The organism is Flavobacterium celericrescens (assembly GCF_011392075.1).
Lineage (GTDB): Bacteria > Bacteroidota > Bacteroidia > Flavobacteriales > Flavobacteriaceae > Flavobacterium > Flavobacterium celericrescens.
On record NZ_JAAJBV010000002.1, the window covers coordinates 113,738 to 129,061 of the forward strand.

At 33.3% G+C, this 15,324-nt stretch carries 14 protein-coding genes; 3 read left to right on the forward strand and 11 right to left on the reverse strand.

The genetic code is table 11. The features are described 5' to 3' along the window. Positions 1–31: 31 nt before the first annotated feature. The 6 genes from G4L40_RS03195 to aroC all read right to left on the reverse strand — a co-directional run bounded on the left by G4L40_RS03195 (position 32) and on the right by aroC (position 7,333). Positions 32–1,015 (reverse strand): carbon-nitrogen hydrolase family protein, encoded by a 984-nt coding sequence (locus G4L40_RS03195; protein ID WP_166235719.1) that lies wholly within the window; start codon positions 1,013–1,015, stop codon positions 32–34. A 77-nt stretch (positions 1,016–1,092) separates the two neighbouring features. Then, entirely contained in the window at positions 1,093–1,512 is a 420-nt protein-coding gene (locus tag G4L40_RS03200; protein WP_166235720.1) for an acyl-CoA thioesterase, read from the reverse strand. 90 nt (positions 1,513–1,602) lie between these two features. Beyond that, positions 1,603–3,192, reverse strand: coding sequence for an AMP-binding protein (locus G4L40_RS03205; RefSeq protein ID WP_166235721.1), 1,590 nt, complete (start codon positions 3,190–3,192; stop codon positions 1,603–1,605). Between the two features lie 9 nt (positions 3,193–3,201). After that, entirely contained in the window at positions 3,202–5,499 is a 2,298-nt protein-coding gene (locus G4L40_RS03210; protein WP_166235722.1) for an oxidoreductase, read from the reverse strand. Between the two features lie 65 nt (positions 5,500–5,564). Continuing rightward, the gene (locus G4L40_RS03215; protein WP_166235723.1) at positions 5,565–6,170 is read right to left on the reverse strand and encodes a flavin reductase family protein; all 606 of its coding nucleotides are present in this window, start codon (positions 6,168–6,170) and stop codon (positions 5,565–5,567) included. Between the two features lie 113 nt (positions 6,171–6,283). Beyond that, positions 6,284–7,333 (reverse strand): chorismate synthase, encoded by a 1,050-nt coding sequence (gene aroC, locus G4L40_RS03220; protein WP_166235724.1) that lies wholly within the window; start codon positions 7,331–7,333, stop codon positions 6,284–6,286. Between the two features lie 169 nt (positions 7,334–7,502). Between aroC and G4L40_RS03225 the strand changes: the two genes are divergently transcribed. The 3 genes from G4L40_RS03225 (at position 7,503) to G4L40_RS03235 (ending at position 9,717) form a co-directional block, all read left to right on the forward strand. Beyond that, entirely contained in the window at positions 7,503–8,327 is an 825-nt protein-coding gene (locus tag G4L40_RS03225; protein ID WP_166235725.1) for a UDP-2,3-diacylglucosamine diphosphatase, read from the forward strand. A 43-nt stretch (positions 8,328–8,370) separates the two neighbouring features. Further along, positions 8,371–9,159, forward strand: a complete 789-nt coding sequence (locus G4L40_RS03230) for a hypothetical protein (RefSeq protein ID WP_166235726.1) — start codon at positions 8,371–8,373, stop codon at positions 9,157–9,159. A gap of 66 nt (positions 9,160–9,225) precedes the next feature. Beyond that, a complete protein-coding gene (locus G4L40_RS03235) occupies positions 9,226–9,717 on the forward strand; it encodes a hypothetical protein (RefSeq protein WP_166235727.1) in 492 nt (163 codons plus the stop codon). Between the two features lie 37 nt (positions 9,718–9,754). Here G4L40_RS03235 and G4L40_RS03240 read toward each other — a convergent pair whose 3' ends face one another. The 5 genes from G4L40_RS03240 to G4L40_RS03260 all read right to left on the reverse strand — a co-directional run bounded on the left by G4L40_RS03240 (position 9,755) and on the right by G4L40_RS03260 (position 15,324). Continuing rightward, positions 9,755–10,189: a protease complex subunit PrcB family protein gene (locus tag G4L40_RS03240; protein ID WP_166235728.1), complete on the reverse strand. Its 435-nt coding sequence runs from the start codon at positions 10,187–10,189 to the stop codon at positions 9,755–9,757. Continuing rightward, on the reverse strand, positions 10,182–11,318 hold the full coding sequence (gene bshA, locus G4L40_RS03245) for an N-acetyl-alpha-D-glucosaminyl L-malate synthase BshA (protein ID WP_166235729.1): 1,137 nt from the start codon (positions 11,316–11,318) through the stop codon (positions 10,182–10,184). The genes G4L40_RS03240 and bshA overlap by 8 nt, the downstream gene beginning before the upstream one ends. Positions 11,319–11,381: 63 nt before the next feature. Beyond that, the gene (locus G4L40_RS03250; RefSeq protein ID WP_166235730.1) at positions 11,382–11,837 is read right to left on the reverse strand and encodes a DUF1801 domain-containing protein; all 456 of its coding nucleotides are present in this window, start codon (positions 11,835–11,837) and stop codon (positions 11,382–11,384) included. Between the two features lie 33 nt (positions 11,838–11,870). Continuing rightward, on the reverse strand, positions 11,871–14,759 hold the full coding sequence (locus tag G4L40_RS03255; RefSeq protein WP_166235731.1) for a glycoside hydrolase family 3 N-terminal domain-containing protein: 2,889 nt from the start codon (positions 14,757–14,759) through the stop codon (positions 11,871–11,873). Between the two features lie 82 nt (positions 14,760–14,841). After that, a complete protein-coding gene (locus G4L40_RS03260) occupies positions 14,842–15,324 on the reverse strand; it encodes an ABC transporter ATPase (RefSeq protein WP_166235732.1) in 483 nt (160 codons plus the stop codon).

Genomic DNA, 15,324 nt, shown 5'->3' on the forward strand with positions numbered 1-15,324 from the left:
AATTAGTGACTTCGAGAGCCTCAGCCATCAATTATTTATCTTTATTAAACTCCTCGTGATTATCAATAAAGGTAATCTTACGTGTAGGAGCAGTGTTTACTCTTAAATCAAAAATATCAAATCGGTTGTAATGTCCTAAAATATCGTGCATTTGTTTCGGTTGAATACATTTTGCTAAATCTATTTCGGCATACACCATTCCTTCTTCATCGATAAGTGGTTGTCCGATTACAGCACCATTTGGACCAATAAATCCTGAGAAAGCCGAACTTTTTCTATCCAATAATTCATCTACATTTGGAACATCAGCACGTAAAGCATCTTTGATTTCTTGTGAAACGGTTGAACATGATACAATCGTAAACAATTTTCCTTCAAACGAATGCGCAGCCGCACGAATTTTAATTGCTTCTGCCATATCGTAATCCGGTGGCGCTACTGGCAATGAAATGTAATTCGCTATATGAATCAATTCGCCTTGAGAAAGTAGCGTAAAACGCGCTAAAGTATTTGTGTTTTCACCACAAGCTAAAGTTCCTATGGGACCAATTTCTGTATTGTACACTTTTAACGAAGAACCGTCACCTGAAGACCACGTTAGTTTTTCGGCCCAGGTTGGGACTAATTTTCTGTGTTTCCCAACGATAACGCCTTTGTTGTCGATGATTAAGTTGGTGTTATAAATTTCGCCATAGCTTTTACCGCGCTCGTTGATTCCCATTACGATATGAATGTCATTATCTTTGGCAGCTAAGCAAAGTTTTTTTATTTCTGGACCGGCTACATCAACCGAATTTTTATATAATTCTTCATACCATTTACTGCCTTGAACTGGCGTCATAATCCAATTCCAATAAGGATATCCTGCGATAAAAACCTCCGGAAAAGCGATTAATTTTGCTCCGTTATTGCTCGCTTCTTTAATGAAAGAAATGGCTTTATCGACTGTTTTTTCTACATTTAGAAATACTGGTGACGTTTGAACGGTTGCGGCTTTGAATTTTTTGAATTCCATTTGTGAATTTTTTTTTGGAACACAGATTGGAGAAATTTTTAAAATTTATATAATTTCTTAAATCTGTGTTTCTAGTTTTATAATTCGTATTGCTTTATTTTATTCTTCATTTCTTCTGTAAAAGGTTCGGCTTTGATGCCGTTTCTTTCTGGGTTGAAAGCTACGTTTACCAATGTTACTTCGCCTTCTAAAACGGTGTTTTCTGATTCATTTACAAACTGAAATCCGCAGAGTATTGACGAGTTTTTTAATTCTTTTACCCAAAGTTTTTTGGTTAAGATTTCTCCCAATCTTGCGGCATTTTTAAATTGAATTTTCAAATCAACCGTTGGAATACCATTGGTTTCGTGCATTTTTGAAAAAGGACGATTTAAGGCTTCTTCAAACCAATCTTCTACTAAACAATTTAGCATTTCTAAAAATCTTGGATAGAAGACAATTCCAGCATAATCAACATGTTGGAAACGTACTTTTTCTTGTTTTATGAATTCACTCATTTTGTTTGTTATCTAAATTATGAGATTCCTGCTTACGTCGGAATTACAAGATTATCTTTTTTTTGCTAATTACTTTTCACTATTTACTAATCACTTCAGCTTAAATCGTTGTATTTTTCCTGTCTCCGTTTTTGGTAAACATTCCACAAAATTAATCACTCTTGGATATTTATAAGGGGCCGCTACTTCTTTGAACCAGTGTTGGATACGATTCTTCATCACATCTGTCGCTTTAGATGTGTCATGTAACACAATATGCGCACAAACTAGCATTCCTCGCTCTTCATCGGGTAAACCAACAACGGCACATTCCAAAATATCTTCGTGGGTTAAAAGTACGGATTCTACTTCAATTGCCGCAATATTATAGCCCGAAGAAATAATCATATCATCGCCACGTGCCACAAAATGGAAATAGCCTTCTTCATCTTGACGGAAAATATCTCCTGTGATATTCCAACCATTTTCTACATATTCGCGTTGTTTTTCCTCTCGGTTTAGGTATTTACAACCTGTAATTCCTCGAACGGCTAGTCTTCCGGCTTCGTTTCTTGGTAATTCGTTTCCTTGTTTGTCTATGATTTTAGCTTCGTAACCCGTAATCGCTTTTCCAGTAGCGCCTGGTTTCATATTTTCTTCATTAGATGAAATAAAAATATGCAACATTTCGGTAGCACCGATTCCATCTATGATTTTTAAACCTGTAGCATCGTACCAATCTTGCCAGACTTTTAAAGGCAAGGTTTCGCCAGCAGATACACATTTTCTTAAACTCGAAATATCGTAATCTTGAACTTTGGTTGTTATGATGCGCCAAGCAGTAGGAGCGGTGAAGCAAATCGTAATTTTAAAATCTTGAATTGCTTTCAATAATAAATCTGGACTTGGTTTTTCAATTAGAAATGTTGAAGCTCCGAAATACATCGGAAACAACACTAATCCACCCAAACCAAAAGTAAATCCTATTGGCGGACTTCCTGTGAAAATATCATTTTGTGTTGGCTGTAAAGAATAGTTTGGAAATGCTTCACATATATTCAAAATGTCTTTGTGATAATGCGCTGTCATTTTAGGTAAACCCGTTGTTCCAGAAGTGAAACCAATTAAAGCAATTGAATCGGATTTGGAATGATAATTATCGAAAGTTTTGGGTTTAGAAGCCATTAATTCTTCCAATTGCGAATTCCCATAAAAACACGTTTGTTTCAGAAAATCCGATTTTACTAAATGAATTTCTTCTTCCAATTCCTTATCACACAATACATGTGAAATTTCGGCACAATCAATAATCGTAGTTAGTTCTTTTGAACGAAGTAATGGCATGGTAGCCACAACGATTCCGCCCGCTTTCAAAATAGCAAACCAACACGCTACCATCATCGGATTATTCGCCGAACGAATCAAAACGCGATTACCTGATTTCAAACCCAAATCATCCACCAAAACATGTGCAATTTGATTTGCTTTTTCAAATAAATCTTGATATGTCCAAGTTTCTTCAAATGTGCGAATGCAACTATTGTTTCCACGACCTTCGCGAATGTGGCTGTCCAACAATCTATCTACGCAATTTAGCATTTCAGATTGTTGGAATTGAGGTAAATCCAAAAAAGTGTATTCTGATTGTAATTCCAGAGATGGTAAGCTATTGTGTGCAAAATTATCTTCGTAATGTTTCATAATTCCTAATTACTTCTTATTACTTTTCGGTTTCAACGCTTTTTTCATGCCTTCCATTTGTTTTCTTTCCGAAGCTTTTAGTGGATACAAATGCGAAACACCCATTTTGTATTGATTTGGAATATCATTCGCTTGAAATTGTTCGTATGCTTGAGCATTTCTAACGAAATTAGCATCTAACAATAAAGGTCTTCCTAAAGCGACTAAATCAGCTCTTCCGTTTAGAAGAATAGTATTGATTTGATCAATATCTTGAATATAGCCAGCGGTTATGGTTGGAATATGAACGGTATTTCGAACGGCATCAGAAAAAGGCGTTTGCCACATTCTGCCTGTTAGCGGTTTTTGATTTGAGACAGTATTTCCTGTAGAAACATTGATAATATCTGCTCCTGCTTTTTTGAATGCTTCCGAAATAATAAAAACCTCTTCTTCAGAGATTCCGTTTTCTGCCCAATCAGTGGCTGAAATTCGTACTGAAATTGGTTTTTCTTTTGGAAATACTTCACGAATAGCATTAAATATCTCCAATGGATATTTTAAACGATTCTGTATTTTTCCACCAAATTCATCAGTACGAACATTTGTTAAAGGTGATAAAAAAGATGCTAATAAAAACCCATGATGTGCTTGTAATTCGATCATATCAAAGCCTGCTTCATCAGCATTTTTAGCTGCTTGCATAAATTGTGCTTTAATTACAGCCATATCTTTCAAAGTCATCTCCTTAGGAATAGTATAATTTTCATTAAAGGGAATTGGGGAAGCCGAAATTAAATTCCATGGTGTATCGATGGGTCCATTTCCTTCAAAAGGTTTTTTAACAGCACCTTTTCGTCCCGAATGTCCTAATTGAATGGCAATTTTTGTTGAAGAGTTATGGTGAACAAACGCAGTAATTTTTTTCCATTGATTCAATTGCTCTGCATTGTAAATTCCGGCACAGCCTTCTGTTATTCTTCCAGTTTCTGAAATTGCGGTCATTTCGGTGATGATTAATCCTACGCCTCCAGTAGCACGACTTCCGTAATGCACTAAATGCCAATCAGAAACTAATCCGTCAATTGCGGAATATTGTCCCATTGGCGCCATAACGATTCGGTTTGGAAGTTCAAGTTCTCTTATTTTAAATGGTGTAAATGCTGCAGAGTTGGAAGTCGGAAGTTTGGAGCTGGAAGTTTCCAAAAATTCTTTTAAGACCTTATCAGTAAACGAACTATCTCTCAAACGTAAATTCTCGTATGTTACTTTCTTAGAACGTGTCATGCATCCAAAAGCAAATTGTTGGAAGGAATGTTGCATGTGACGTCCCATATTTTCGAACCAATCAAGAGAAACTAAAGCTGCATACTGAATCATTTCGACAGTGTTTCTTCTAGATTTGTCGTATTGTTCAAAAGCTGCTTGTACATTATTTGGATTCGCAATCACAGCATCTGCTAAACCAATAGCACAATCCATAGCTAATTTAGTTCCTGAACCAATGGAGTAATGTGCTGTAGCCTTGGCATCACCTAATAAAACAATATTGTTATGATACCAATTTTGATTCGTAACATGTGGAAATTGACGCCAATGCGATTTGTTTGAAATCAGTGGATGTCCGTCTAATTCTTCTTTGAAGATTTCTGTGATTTTAGCCATCGTATCTTCTTCGTTAGTAACTTCAAAACCGTGTTTTTGCCACGTTTCATCGCTACATTCAAAAATCCACGTACTCATACCTTCTTCGTATTGATAGGTATGTGCTACTATAGTTCCATGTGGCGTACTTCTGAAGAAATAGGTGAATGCATCAAGAGGTTTTGTAGAACCTAACCAAACGAAGCGGTTTTTCTTTAATTCGATTTTCGTTCCGAATTCAGTTTCATGCTTTGTACGGATAGCACTTGCAATTCCGTCAGCAGCTAAAATGATATCCGAATCAGCAAATTGCGACAAATCCTCTACGTTTTGTTCGAAATGCAGATTAACACCTTCTTCGACACAGCGTTGTTGTAATAATTGTAAAAGAGTTTTACGAGAACAACCGCAAAAACCATTTCCAGCAATGCTTACTTCTTGACCATCACGAGCGACAATAATATCATCCCAATACGCAAATTTGCTTCGAATTAATTCATACGATTGCATATCGCGTTTTAAGAATTCGCCTAAAGTTTCGTCTGAAAAAACCACTCCGAAACCAAAACTATCATCAGGTTTGTTACGTTCGTAAATATCGATTTGGAAATGTGGCATTGCTTTTTTTGTTAATATCGAAAAGTAAAGTCCGCCTGGACCACCACCTATAACTGTTATTTTCATATTTTTTTGCACGCGGATGAAATGGATTTGCTTTGGCAAAACGTAGATTTCCGCAGATTTTTAATTTATTGTCTTTTAATAGCGAATATTTCTCCTAACTTACTATAATTAGAACCTGCTAAACGAGCAACAGGTTTGTATGTTTCCAAATTGATTCTGTGATTATCCATAAGAATTGAATCATCAATATGCATGGTGATAATTCTTCCAATAATAATACAAGCTCCACCATTTTGATGCTTTTCGATGAAATAATGATGTACCATTTCACATTCAAAATGCACTAAACTTTCTTTGACACGTTTTGGTTTGATGTAAATAGCGTCAATTGGTGTAACACCTGCTAATTCAAATTCGTCAACATCTGAAGCGACAGATTGAGAAGTAGTATTCATTTGCTCTACAACTTCTTCTGTAACTAAATTTACAACGAATTGTTTGTTTTCTAGTATATTATTTAAAGTGTCTTTATTTTTGTTTCCTGTTCGAACGGTTGAAAACATTACATGCGGAGGATCTTCACTAACGACATTAAAAAAAGAAAATGGAGCTAAATTATTGATTCCGTTAGTATCAATTGTAGAAATCCAACCAATAGGTCTTGGTATTACTGTTCCTGTTAAAAGCTTATATAAAGCGGAAGATTCGGTATCTTTAATATCGAATTGCATATTAATTTGTGTTGTTTCTACAAATTAAGCAATTTATTTGAAATTATTAAAAAAAAGTAACGAAAAAATATATAATCTTCAATTAAAAGTATAGGTTAATACATATTACATTTTTATTTCAACAAAAAATAATCTGCAAGTACTAATGCAGCCATAGCTTCAACTATAGGAACGGCTCTAGGCACCACACAAGGATCGTGACGTCCTTTTCCTTGTTGCTCGATGATTTCACCTTTTGTTGTTAAAACATCTTGTTTTTGTAATAGGGTTGCAACTGGTTTAAAAGCTACTCTAAAATATATATCCATGCCGTTAGATATTCCACCTTGAATTCCTCCCGAAAGGTTTGATTTTGTAGTTCCGTCGGCATTGTATAAATCATTGTGTTCGCTTCCTTTCATTTTGGCACCACAAAAACCACTACCAAATTCAAATCCTTTTACAGCATTGATTGAAAGCATTGCTTTTCCTAATTCTGCATGTAATTTATCAAAAACAGGTTCTCCTAATCCTATAGGAACATTTTGAATTACACAAGTAATAGTTCCTCCTACAGAATCACCTTCTTTTTTAATTTCTTTAATATAGGCTTCCATTTTTTTGGCTGTAGCCGAGTCAGGACAACGAACAGCATTGCTTTCTGTTTTAGAAAAATCTAAATCTTGATATGGTTTATCGATAAAAATTTCACCTACTGAAGAGACAAAAGCATTTATTTTTATATTAGGAATAATTTGTTTTGCAATAGCTCCCCCTACTACTCTGCTTGCAGTTTCACGTGCAGAACTTCTACCTCCACCTCTATAATCACGAATACCATACTTTTGTTCATAAACATAATCTGCGTGGCTAGGACGATAAGTTTCTTTTATGTGCGAATAGTCATCTGATTTTTGATTGGTATTTGGTATGAGAAACCCAATTGGTGTTCCTGTTGTTTTACCTTCAAAAATTCCTGATAGAAATTGGACTTCATCAGCTTCTTGTCTTTGAGTCACAATACTTGATTGTCCGGGTTTTCTTCGTTGCATTTCGGCATGAATCGCTTGAAAATCTATTTCAATCCCTGGAGGACAACCATCTACAATTCCTCCCAAGGCTTCACCATGTGATTCTCCAAAAGTGGTTAACTTGAATAATTTTCCAAATGTATTTCCTGCCATAACTTTATTCCAAATTGATTAAGTAACTAAAAACAAATGTAAGGATTATTTTAAATTAAACAGAAACCAATTCGTTAACAAAAGAATCTAATTCATAGCTATTTTATAACCTTTAGATAATTGTTGGATGATATAAAAACTGGTATTTTGTATCTCAAATAATTATATTTTGAAAAAACGTAAAGTTGAAATTTGTGTAATTTCTGATGTTCATTTAGGAACATATGGTTGTCATGCTTCAGAATTATTAGATTATTTAGACAGTATAAAACCAAAAATCTTAATTTTAAATGGTGATATAATTGATATATGGCAATTTAGAAAATCCTATTTCCCAAAATCGCATTTGAAAGTTGTCAAGAAATTAATCAGTTTTACTTCAAAAGGCACAAAAGTATATTACATAACCGGAAACCATGATGAAATGTTGCGAAAATTTAGCGATACACACATGGGTAATTTTTCACTAATTGATAAACTAGTATTAAATTTAGACGGAAAGAAAGCATGGTTTTTTCATGGCGATGTTTTTGATAGTTCGGTACATAGTGCAAAATGGATTGCTAAACTTGGAGGTTATGGATATGATTATTTGATTTTATTAAATAGGCTTATAAATTGGTGTTTGATAAAACTTGGAAAAGAGCCTTATTCTCTTTCTAAAAAGATTAAAGGAAGTGTCAAAAAAGCAGTAAAATTCATTTCCGATTTTGAAACTACTGCTACAGAAATTGCGATAGAAAATAATTATGATTTTGTATGTTGTGGGCATATTCACGAGCCTAAAATGATTCATCAAACTACAAAAAAAGGTAGTACTTTATATTTGAATAGTGGCGATTGGATTGAGAATTTAACCGCTTTAGAGTACAACAAAAAACGCTGGAAATTATACCATCATAAGAAAATAGAAAAAGTAAGTGAGGAAGAATATTTTGAATTAGAAACCAAACTAAGCGGTCAATTACTAGACTCATTATTATTCTCTAAATAATTTAATTATTTTGTTATATTAGCAACATAATTAAATACTTTTTATGAAAAAATCAGCTTTTCTTGTCACCCTACTAACTTCAATTCTTTTTATTTCATGTTCTAGTGATGATTCTGGTACTGGAAGTAACTTTGAAACACCTTTAACAATCGGAAATTACTGGACCTATGATGTAGAAGGTCAAGCCGGAATCACTAGAGATTCTTTGTATATATCTAATGATACTGTAATCGGTTCAAATACTTATAAAAAATTTAAAACTGAAAACAATATTGCTACTGGATTTTATTCATCAGCCTTGAGAAATAATGGCGTGAGAGAATCAAATGGAAAATTAAAACTTTCAGGCGATTTGTCTTTAGCATCAGGTCAAACATTACCAATTGCAGTAGATTTAACACTTAGCGATTTTGTTATTTTTAATAAAAATGCATCTAATAACCAAGCATTAAATTCGTCTCCAAAAACGGGTACAATTCAACAAACCGTTAGTGGTTATCCGTTAAATATCAATTATTCTTTACAATCCTATGGAGGAGAAACTTTAACCTCATTTACTTCACCTAATGGTGATGTTTATACCGATGTAAAAACTACCAAAATTAAACTCAATGTAGAGATCACAACAACTATATCAGGATTTCCTATAACTGCTTTGGCAGCTCAAGATGTTTTGGTTTCTACACAATATTTAGCCGATGGAATTGGTGTTGTATATACTAATACCGTAACATCATACAGCTTAAATTCACTTGTGGCTACACAATTAGGTATTCCTGCTACAAGTTCACAAACTCAAGAAGAATTTTTAGACACTTATTTAGTTAATTAGGCGTTAAAAGTACGATTTGGCATAATCCTTGTAGAATTTTTTCTACATTTGTAAAAACACATTTATATGAAAAAAGTAATTTTATCGGCTTTTATGCTACTAGGATTAGCATTCAGCGCACAAGCACAGGACATTTCTAAAAACGCACTAGGGTTACGCTTAGGTGATAATGATGGTTTTGGAGGTGAAGTTTCTTATCAAAGAGGTTTAGGAGACAACAACCGTTTAGAATTAGATTTAGGTTGGAGAAACAGCAATGATGTAGATGCTATTAAATTAGCTGGTTTATATCAATGGGTTTGGAACATTGATGGTGGTTTTAACTGGTATGCCGGTGTAGGTGGTGGAGCAGGTAGCTGGAGTTATGATGTTAATGGAGTTAGTGATAGTGGCGCAGTTTTATTTGCTGCTGGTGATGTAGGTATTGAATATAATTTTGATTTTCCACTTCAACTTTCATTAGACGTTAGACCAGAAATTTATTTTAATTCAAATGATTGGAGAGAAGACAATTTTGGACCAGATATCGCATTAGGTATTCGTTACAAATTTGACTAATTACAATAAAAAAAGGCTTCTAATTAGGAGCCTTTTTTTATTGTACTATTTTGATATTATTTGCTTTCGGTATAATTGTAATACAATAGGGCGAAGTTAATGCCATAGTCACCATTTCTCCTTTATTTGGAATTGTTTCTACTTTTTTAATCAAAAGTGATTCATTTTCCCAAGTAATTTTTTCAACATCAATTGCAAAACCCCCAGATGCTTTTTGACCTTGATAAAGCACTATAACATCATTTTCTTTAAAATTAACCACTACTAATTTATTAAACTCTGATTCGTCAATTTTTAAGGTTTCAATCAATTTTATATAATCTTCATTATTTGTAATATGTAAATAACCTGCATTTTCGGTTCCGCCATTAGTACTTTTATAAATAGTAGAAAACGAGGTATTTATAACCACTGGTTTAGGAGTTGCGCAAGAAGTTAAAATTAAAATAAGAATAGGTATTAATTTATTCATTTTTGGATTGGATTGCTTGGTAATAAACTTGTTCATATAATGGCATAATTTGCTGAATATCAAATAATTTTGCCGTTTCTAAAGCGTTAATTTTAAATTGTTTCAGTTTTGCTTTGTCTTTTAATAAATCAATTGCATCTTGACTCATTTTTGCAACATCGCCAACGTTGCTCAAATATCCTGAAAAACCATCTTTATTTACTTCTGGTAAACCTCCAGAATTACTAGAAATAACAGGAACTCCACAAGCCATAGCTTCTAGTGCTGCTAAACCAAAACTTTCAGTTTCTGAAGGTAATAAAAACAAATCGGAATACGATAAAATCTTATCAATTTCATTACTATTCCCAAAAAAAATCACTTTGTTTTGTATGCCTAATTGGTTGCATAAATATTCTGCATTTTCTTTTTCAGGGCCTTCACCTACCATCATTAATTTTGAAGGTATTTCTTTTTGAATTTCATAGAATATTTTTACAATATCTTCTATTCGCTTAACTTTTCTAAAATTAGAAATATGAGTAATAATCATTTCATTTTCGCAAGCCATTAACGAACGGTGACAAGCAATATTTTCAATTGGTTTGGCCTTAGCTAATTCGATAAAGTTTGGAATAACAACAATTTCTTTTTTAATATCAAAAAGGCGGTACGTATCGTCTTTTAAACTTTGTGAAACGCTGGTTACTACATCAGATTTATTGATACTAAAACTCACAGCAGGTTTATAGAACGGATGATTTCCAACTAAAGTGATATCGGTACCATGTAAAGTTGTTACCATTGGAATATGAATACCTTCATCGGCTAGCATTTGTTTTGCCATATAACCTGCATAGGCATGTGGAATAGCATAATGCACGTGTAACACGTCAATTTTATACAATTTAACCATATCCACCAACTTACTAGAAAGTGCTAATTCATAGGGCTGATAATGAAATAATGGATATTCTGGAACGTGAACTTCATGATAATGCACATTAGGATTCAACAAGGCTAAGCGCACTGGTTGACTGTAAGTTATGAAGTGAATTTCGTGACCTCTTTTGGCTAATTCTAAACCTAATTCTGTGGCTACTACTCCACTTCCTCCAAATGTAGGATAACAAACTATAGCAATTTTCATGTATGTAAAATTTGAAATAAAAATACCATTTCTATGATTGGTAATTATAAAACATTTGTTAATTTATTTTTTGAAAGCCGATTCGTAGGTTTCAATCCAATCTGCAACTGAGATTTTTTTTACTAACTCACCTATCAATTCAAACGGAATATTTTCAGGTTTTTTAAATCGCACACAGCTTTTTCCCATATCTAATTTTTGTTTAGAATGTTTTGTATATTCTGTCACAAACCAGTCGTGTAATTCTGGGTTAGCATAAATGCACATGTGATAAAAATTGATGCTATTTTTTTGGCTTGCAAATGACATAAAAGGCAAAGGCAATTCAGGAGTACAATGATAACCCGCTGGATAAATTGAATGTGGCACAAAATAACCTATCATCCCATATCCAATTCCTTCTTGAAATCCTTCTGGAAGATTTTCTAAAATTACATTTCTTAATTTTTGCAACGCTTCTCTTCTATCGTCTGGAGCTTCGTTGATGTATTGATCTACAGTAGTTGCTTTTGATATCATGTTTAGATGTTTAGAACGTTAGATGTTTAGAAATTATTCTATAATACTCTCGTAAATCACTTTTTGAATATTTTCTCTAATATTTTCTTTAGATAATTTGTTTGCAGCATTTGAATCGGGAAATGTTCTGTTAGATAAAAAAACGTATACAATTTCCTTTTCTGGATCTGCCCATGTCATGGTTCCTGTAAATCCAGTATGTCCAAAACTTGTTAACGATACACAACCACAAGTTGGTCCTTCATTTCCTAATTGTGGCTTATCAAAACCAACTCCTCTTCTATTTCCATCTTTACAAAAATAACAGGTATTAAATTTTTGCAAGGTTGCTTCAGTAATATATCGCATTCCTCCATAATTCCCTTTCTGTAAATACATTTGCATTACTTTGGCAATGTCTAGCGCATTAGAAAATAATCCAGCATGACCCGAAATTCCTCCTTGCATAGCAGCAGCCATATCATGAACATAGCCATGAACAAGTTGGTATCTGAAATAATTATCATTTTCGGTAGGAATTACCACACTCTTATCAAAATGATGCAACGGATTATAGGTAATTGACGTAGCTCCTAATTGATTATAAAAATTATTTTTTGCTAAGTATTCCAAGGTTTTTCCGTTTTGTTTTTCCAAATATTCTTTAAATAATATAAACGAAAAATCACTGTATTTGTACTGCTTTTTTGCCAATAACTCACTTGTTGCGATAGCTTTTATGATGGTATCATTATAATCTCTTCTCAAGTACAAATCTTCGGCTACTTTTAATTGAAACTCCACTGTTGGACGCGTTCTATAGTATTTTTCGCTAGGTTTGTTTAAACTATCTAATGTGGCTTTATAAAACGGAATCCATGGTTGAAAACGCGCTTGATGTGTTAACATATCTAAAACGGTTGCATCTTCTTTGTTTGAACCTTTAAAAACTGGCAACATCGTTTTTAATTTGGTTTCCAAAGTTAAATTTCCTTTGTCAAATTCTTGCATGATATTTGGCAACGTTCCAATAATTTTTGTTAGCGAAGCAATATCATACAAATCGGTATTTTGTACTTTGGCAGCACCTTCTTCATAAGTATGGTTTCCAAATGATTTTTGATAAACTACTTTTCCTTTTCTAGCGACAACCACTTGTAATCCCGGTGTCATTTTTTTATCAATAGCATATTTTGCAATCGAATCTATTTTGGTCAAAATTTTAGAATTCATTCCTACATTTTCAGGAATTTCAAAACCTAACCTTTGTATCGCAAGTGTTTCTATTCCTTCATTTACTTTGAAATGTTCTTCAATGGAAACGGGTAGTTTACCTTTTGAACCAATTGCTCCAAAAATCACTTGTGGTACAACCGTTTGGGCAATTGCATTGTTTTGATACCCAACAATTATGGTTTCTACCGATTCAAAATTTTTGATAGTTAACAAAGAATAAGGTTTAGTAAAAAATGTCAAAATCACATCATTCTGCTTTGCGATTTGATTAATCCAAAGCAATTCTCTGAACGTTAAATTGTGGTTTCTCCACGCTCCATCAGATTTGTGATAACCAATAATTACCTTCGTATAATCTTGTAATTCTACCAAAACAGAATCTAAGTTTTTAGAGGTAATTTGAGTCACATTCGCATAACTTTTTAACTTAGTAACAAAAACTTCCGAACTATCATTTCCTAATTTAACATAAGCGATTTTTTCTTTATCCAATTGTGCTACTGGAATTGATTTTGTTTCGTTTTTAATTACTGTCACTGCATTTTCATACAACTGATAATTCAAAGCATCATATTCAACCGCATTCAAATCATTGTACAAATTCTCCAAGACAATTGGTTGATAGTTTTGTAAATTAGCTTTGTATTTATAAGCTAAAATCTTTTTAACCGAATACGCTAAACGTTCTTCCGTTAATCTACCATCTTCTTTTGCTTCGTTAAACTTTTTGATGGCAACTGGCACATTTTCGGCGAAAAGCAATATGTCATTTCCTGCTAAAAAGGCTTCTAAATCAATATCGCCGGGTTTTTTAAAATTACTTGCGCCTTTCATATTCAAGGCATCAGTAAAAATTAAACCATTGAATTGTAGTTCATTTTTTAAAATATTAGTTACTACATTATAGGAAATTGATGTTGGATAGTTTTCTCTTGGTTCAATACTTGGCACGTTTAAATGTGCTACCATCACACTCGTTAATCCATTCTTAATTAATTCTTTATACGGATAAAGTTCAACATCGTCCAATCGATTTTTATCAAATTGCACAGTAGGTAATGTATGATGCGAATCGGTAGAAGTATCGCCGTGACCAGGAAAATGCTTTGCAGTTGCATATACGCCTTCGTCCTGCAAACCTTTCATTAAAGCTAAAGCGCGAAGAGTTACATTTTCTTTTGTTTCACCAAATGAGCGATTGCCGATAATAGGATTTTTTGGATTGGTATTAATATCTATTACTGGCGCAAAATTAAAATGAATTCCCATTCGCTTCGATTGTTTAGCCATTTGGTTTCCTGTTTTTTCTATCAATTTCATATCTTGAACAGCTCCAAGTGTCATATTCCATGGATAACGGTAAGTAGAATCTAATCGCATGCTCAAACCCCATTCAGCATCGATTCCTATAAATAAAGGCACTTTTGATTTTGCTTGATAACGATTTGTCAATTTTGCTTGACGCACTGGTCCGCCTTGAAAAAAGATTAAACCGCCAATTTTATTTTCTTCTATTAACCTATCAATTGATTTATTATGTGCTTCATCTTTGTTAGAATAAGCTGCTACCATAAACAATTGTCCTACTTTTTCATCAAAAGAAAGTTGGTTATAAACGCTATCTACCCAAACTTCTTGTGAAAGATTGGATTTTTTTTGTCCAAAAGAAACAACTGAAAAAAGTATAAAAACAAGTATATATCGCATGAAATCAGGGTTTTGTGTAATAAAAAAATCATCATTAAAATTGGTTTAATGATGATTTTCAAATATAGTTTAAATATTCGTTTTAGAAAAATCTATTATGCCAACTTTCGCTAGCTGGAACTTCCCAAAAATCTTGCCATTCTCCAACAGTGTTTACTAAGTTATTAAAAACAATCGTATTGGCAGAAACGGCTTTTTCTTTTGCTAATTTTTTAAATTCAATTAGTGGTTTAAAAGCTACATGCTCGCCCATTTTAAAGGTTACATTCATTTTATCTAATAAATCAACCCCATACTTTTGTTCTAGATTTTGAATAAACTGTACCGAAGCATCGATTGAACAACCCGTTGCAGGCTGCACCTCTTGATTAACCGCAATAATAATGAAACGATTGTATTTTGTAACAAAAGAAGCCTCAAGATGTTGTCCGTGTGAAGTCCAATTCTCTAAAAAAGCAGTCAAATCTTTTTCAATATCTTGAATTTCTTCATCAGAAAACTTTCTATTGGATTGGTATATCCAAATTTTAGATTCTTCGGGTAAAGTATCAAATGGTACGTACAT

Bases quoted from the DNA above. Each gene is read 5' to 3' on its own strand.
- G4L40_RS03195 (WP_166235719.1), bottom strand. From the start codon at position 1,015: ATGGAATTCAAAAAATTCAAAGCCGCAACCGTTCAAACGTCACCAGTA.
- G4L40_RS03200 (WP_166235720.1), bottom strand. From the start codon at position 1,512: ATGAGTGAATTCATAAAACAAGAAAAAGTACGTTTCCAACATGTTGAT.
- G4L40_RS03205 (WP_166235721.1), bottom strand. From the start codon at position 3,192: ATGAAACATTACGAAGATAATTTTGCACACAATAGCTTACCATCTCTG.
- G4L40_RS03210 (WP_166235722.1), bottom strand. From the start codon at position 5,499: ATGAAAATAACAGTTATAGGTGGTGGTCCAGGCGGACTTTACTTTTCG.
- G4L40_RS03215 (WP_166235723.1), bottom strand. From the start codon at position 6,170: ATGCAATTCGATATTAAAGATACCGAATCTTCCGCTTTATATAAGCTT.
- aroC (WP_166235724.1), bottom strand. From the start codon at position 7,333: ATGGCAGGAAATACATTTGGAAAATTATTCAAGTTAACCACTTTTGGA.
- G4L40_RS03230 (WP_166235726.1), top strand. From the start codon at position 8,371: ATGAAAAAATCAGCTTTTCTTGTCACCCTACTAACTTCAATTCTTTTT.
- G4L40_RS03235 (WP_166235727.1), top strand. From the start codon at position 9,226: ATGAAAAAAGTAATTTTATCGGCTTTTATGCTACTAGGATTAGCATTC.
- G4L40_RS03240 (WP_166235728.1), bottom strand. From the start codon at position 10,189: ATGAATAAATTAATACCTATTCTTATTTTAATTTTAACTTCTTGCGCA.
- bshA (WP_166235729.1), bottom strand. From the start codon at position 11,318: ATGAAAATTGCTATAGTTTGTTATCCTACATTTGGAGGAAGTGGAGTA.
- G4L40_RS03250 (WP_166235730.1), bottom strand. From the start codon at position 11,837: ATGATATCAAAAGCAACTACTGTAGATCAATACATCAACGAAGCTCCA.
- G4L40_RS03255 (WP_166235731.1), bottom strand. From the start codon at position 14,759: ATGCGATATATACTTGTTTTTATACTTTTTTCAGTTGTTTCTTTTGGA.
- G4L40_RS03260 (WP_166235732.1), bottom strand. From the start codon at position 15,324: ATGTACGTACCATTTGATACTTTACCCGAAGAATCTAAAATTTGGATA.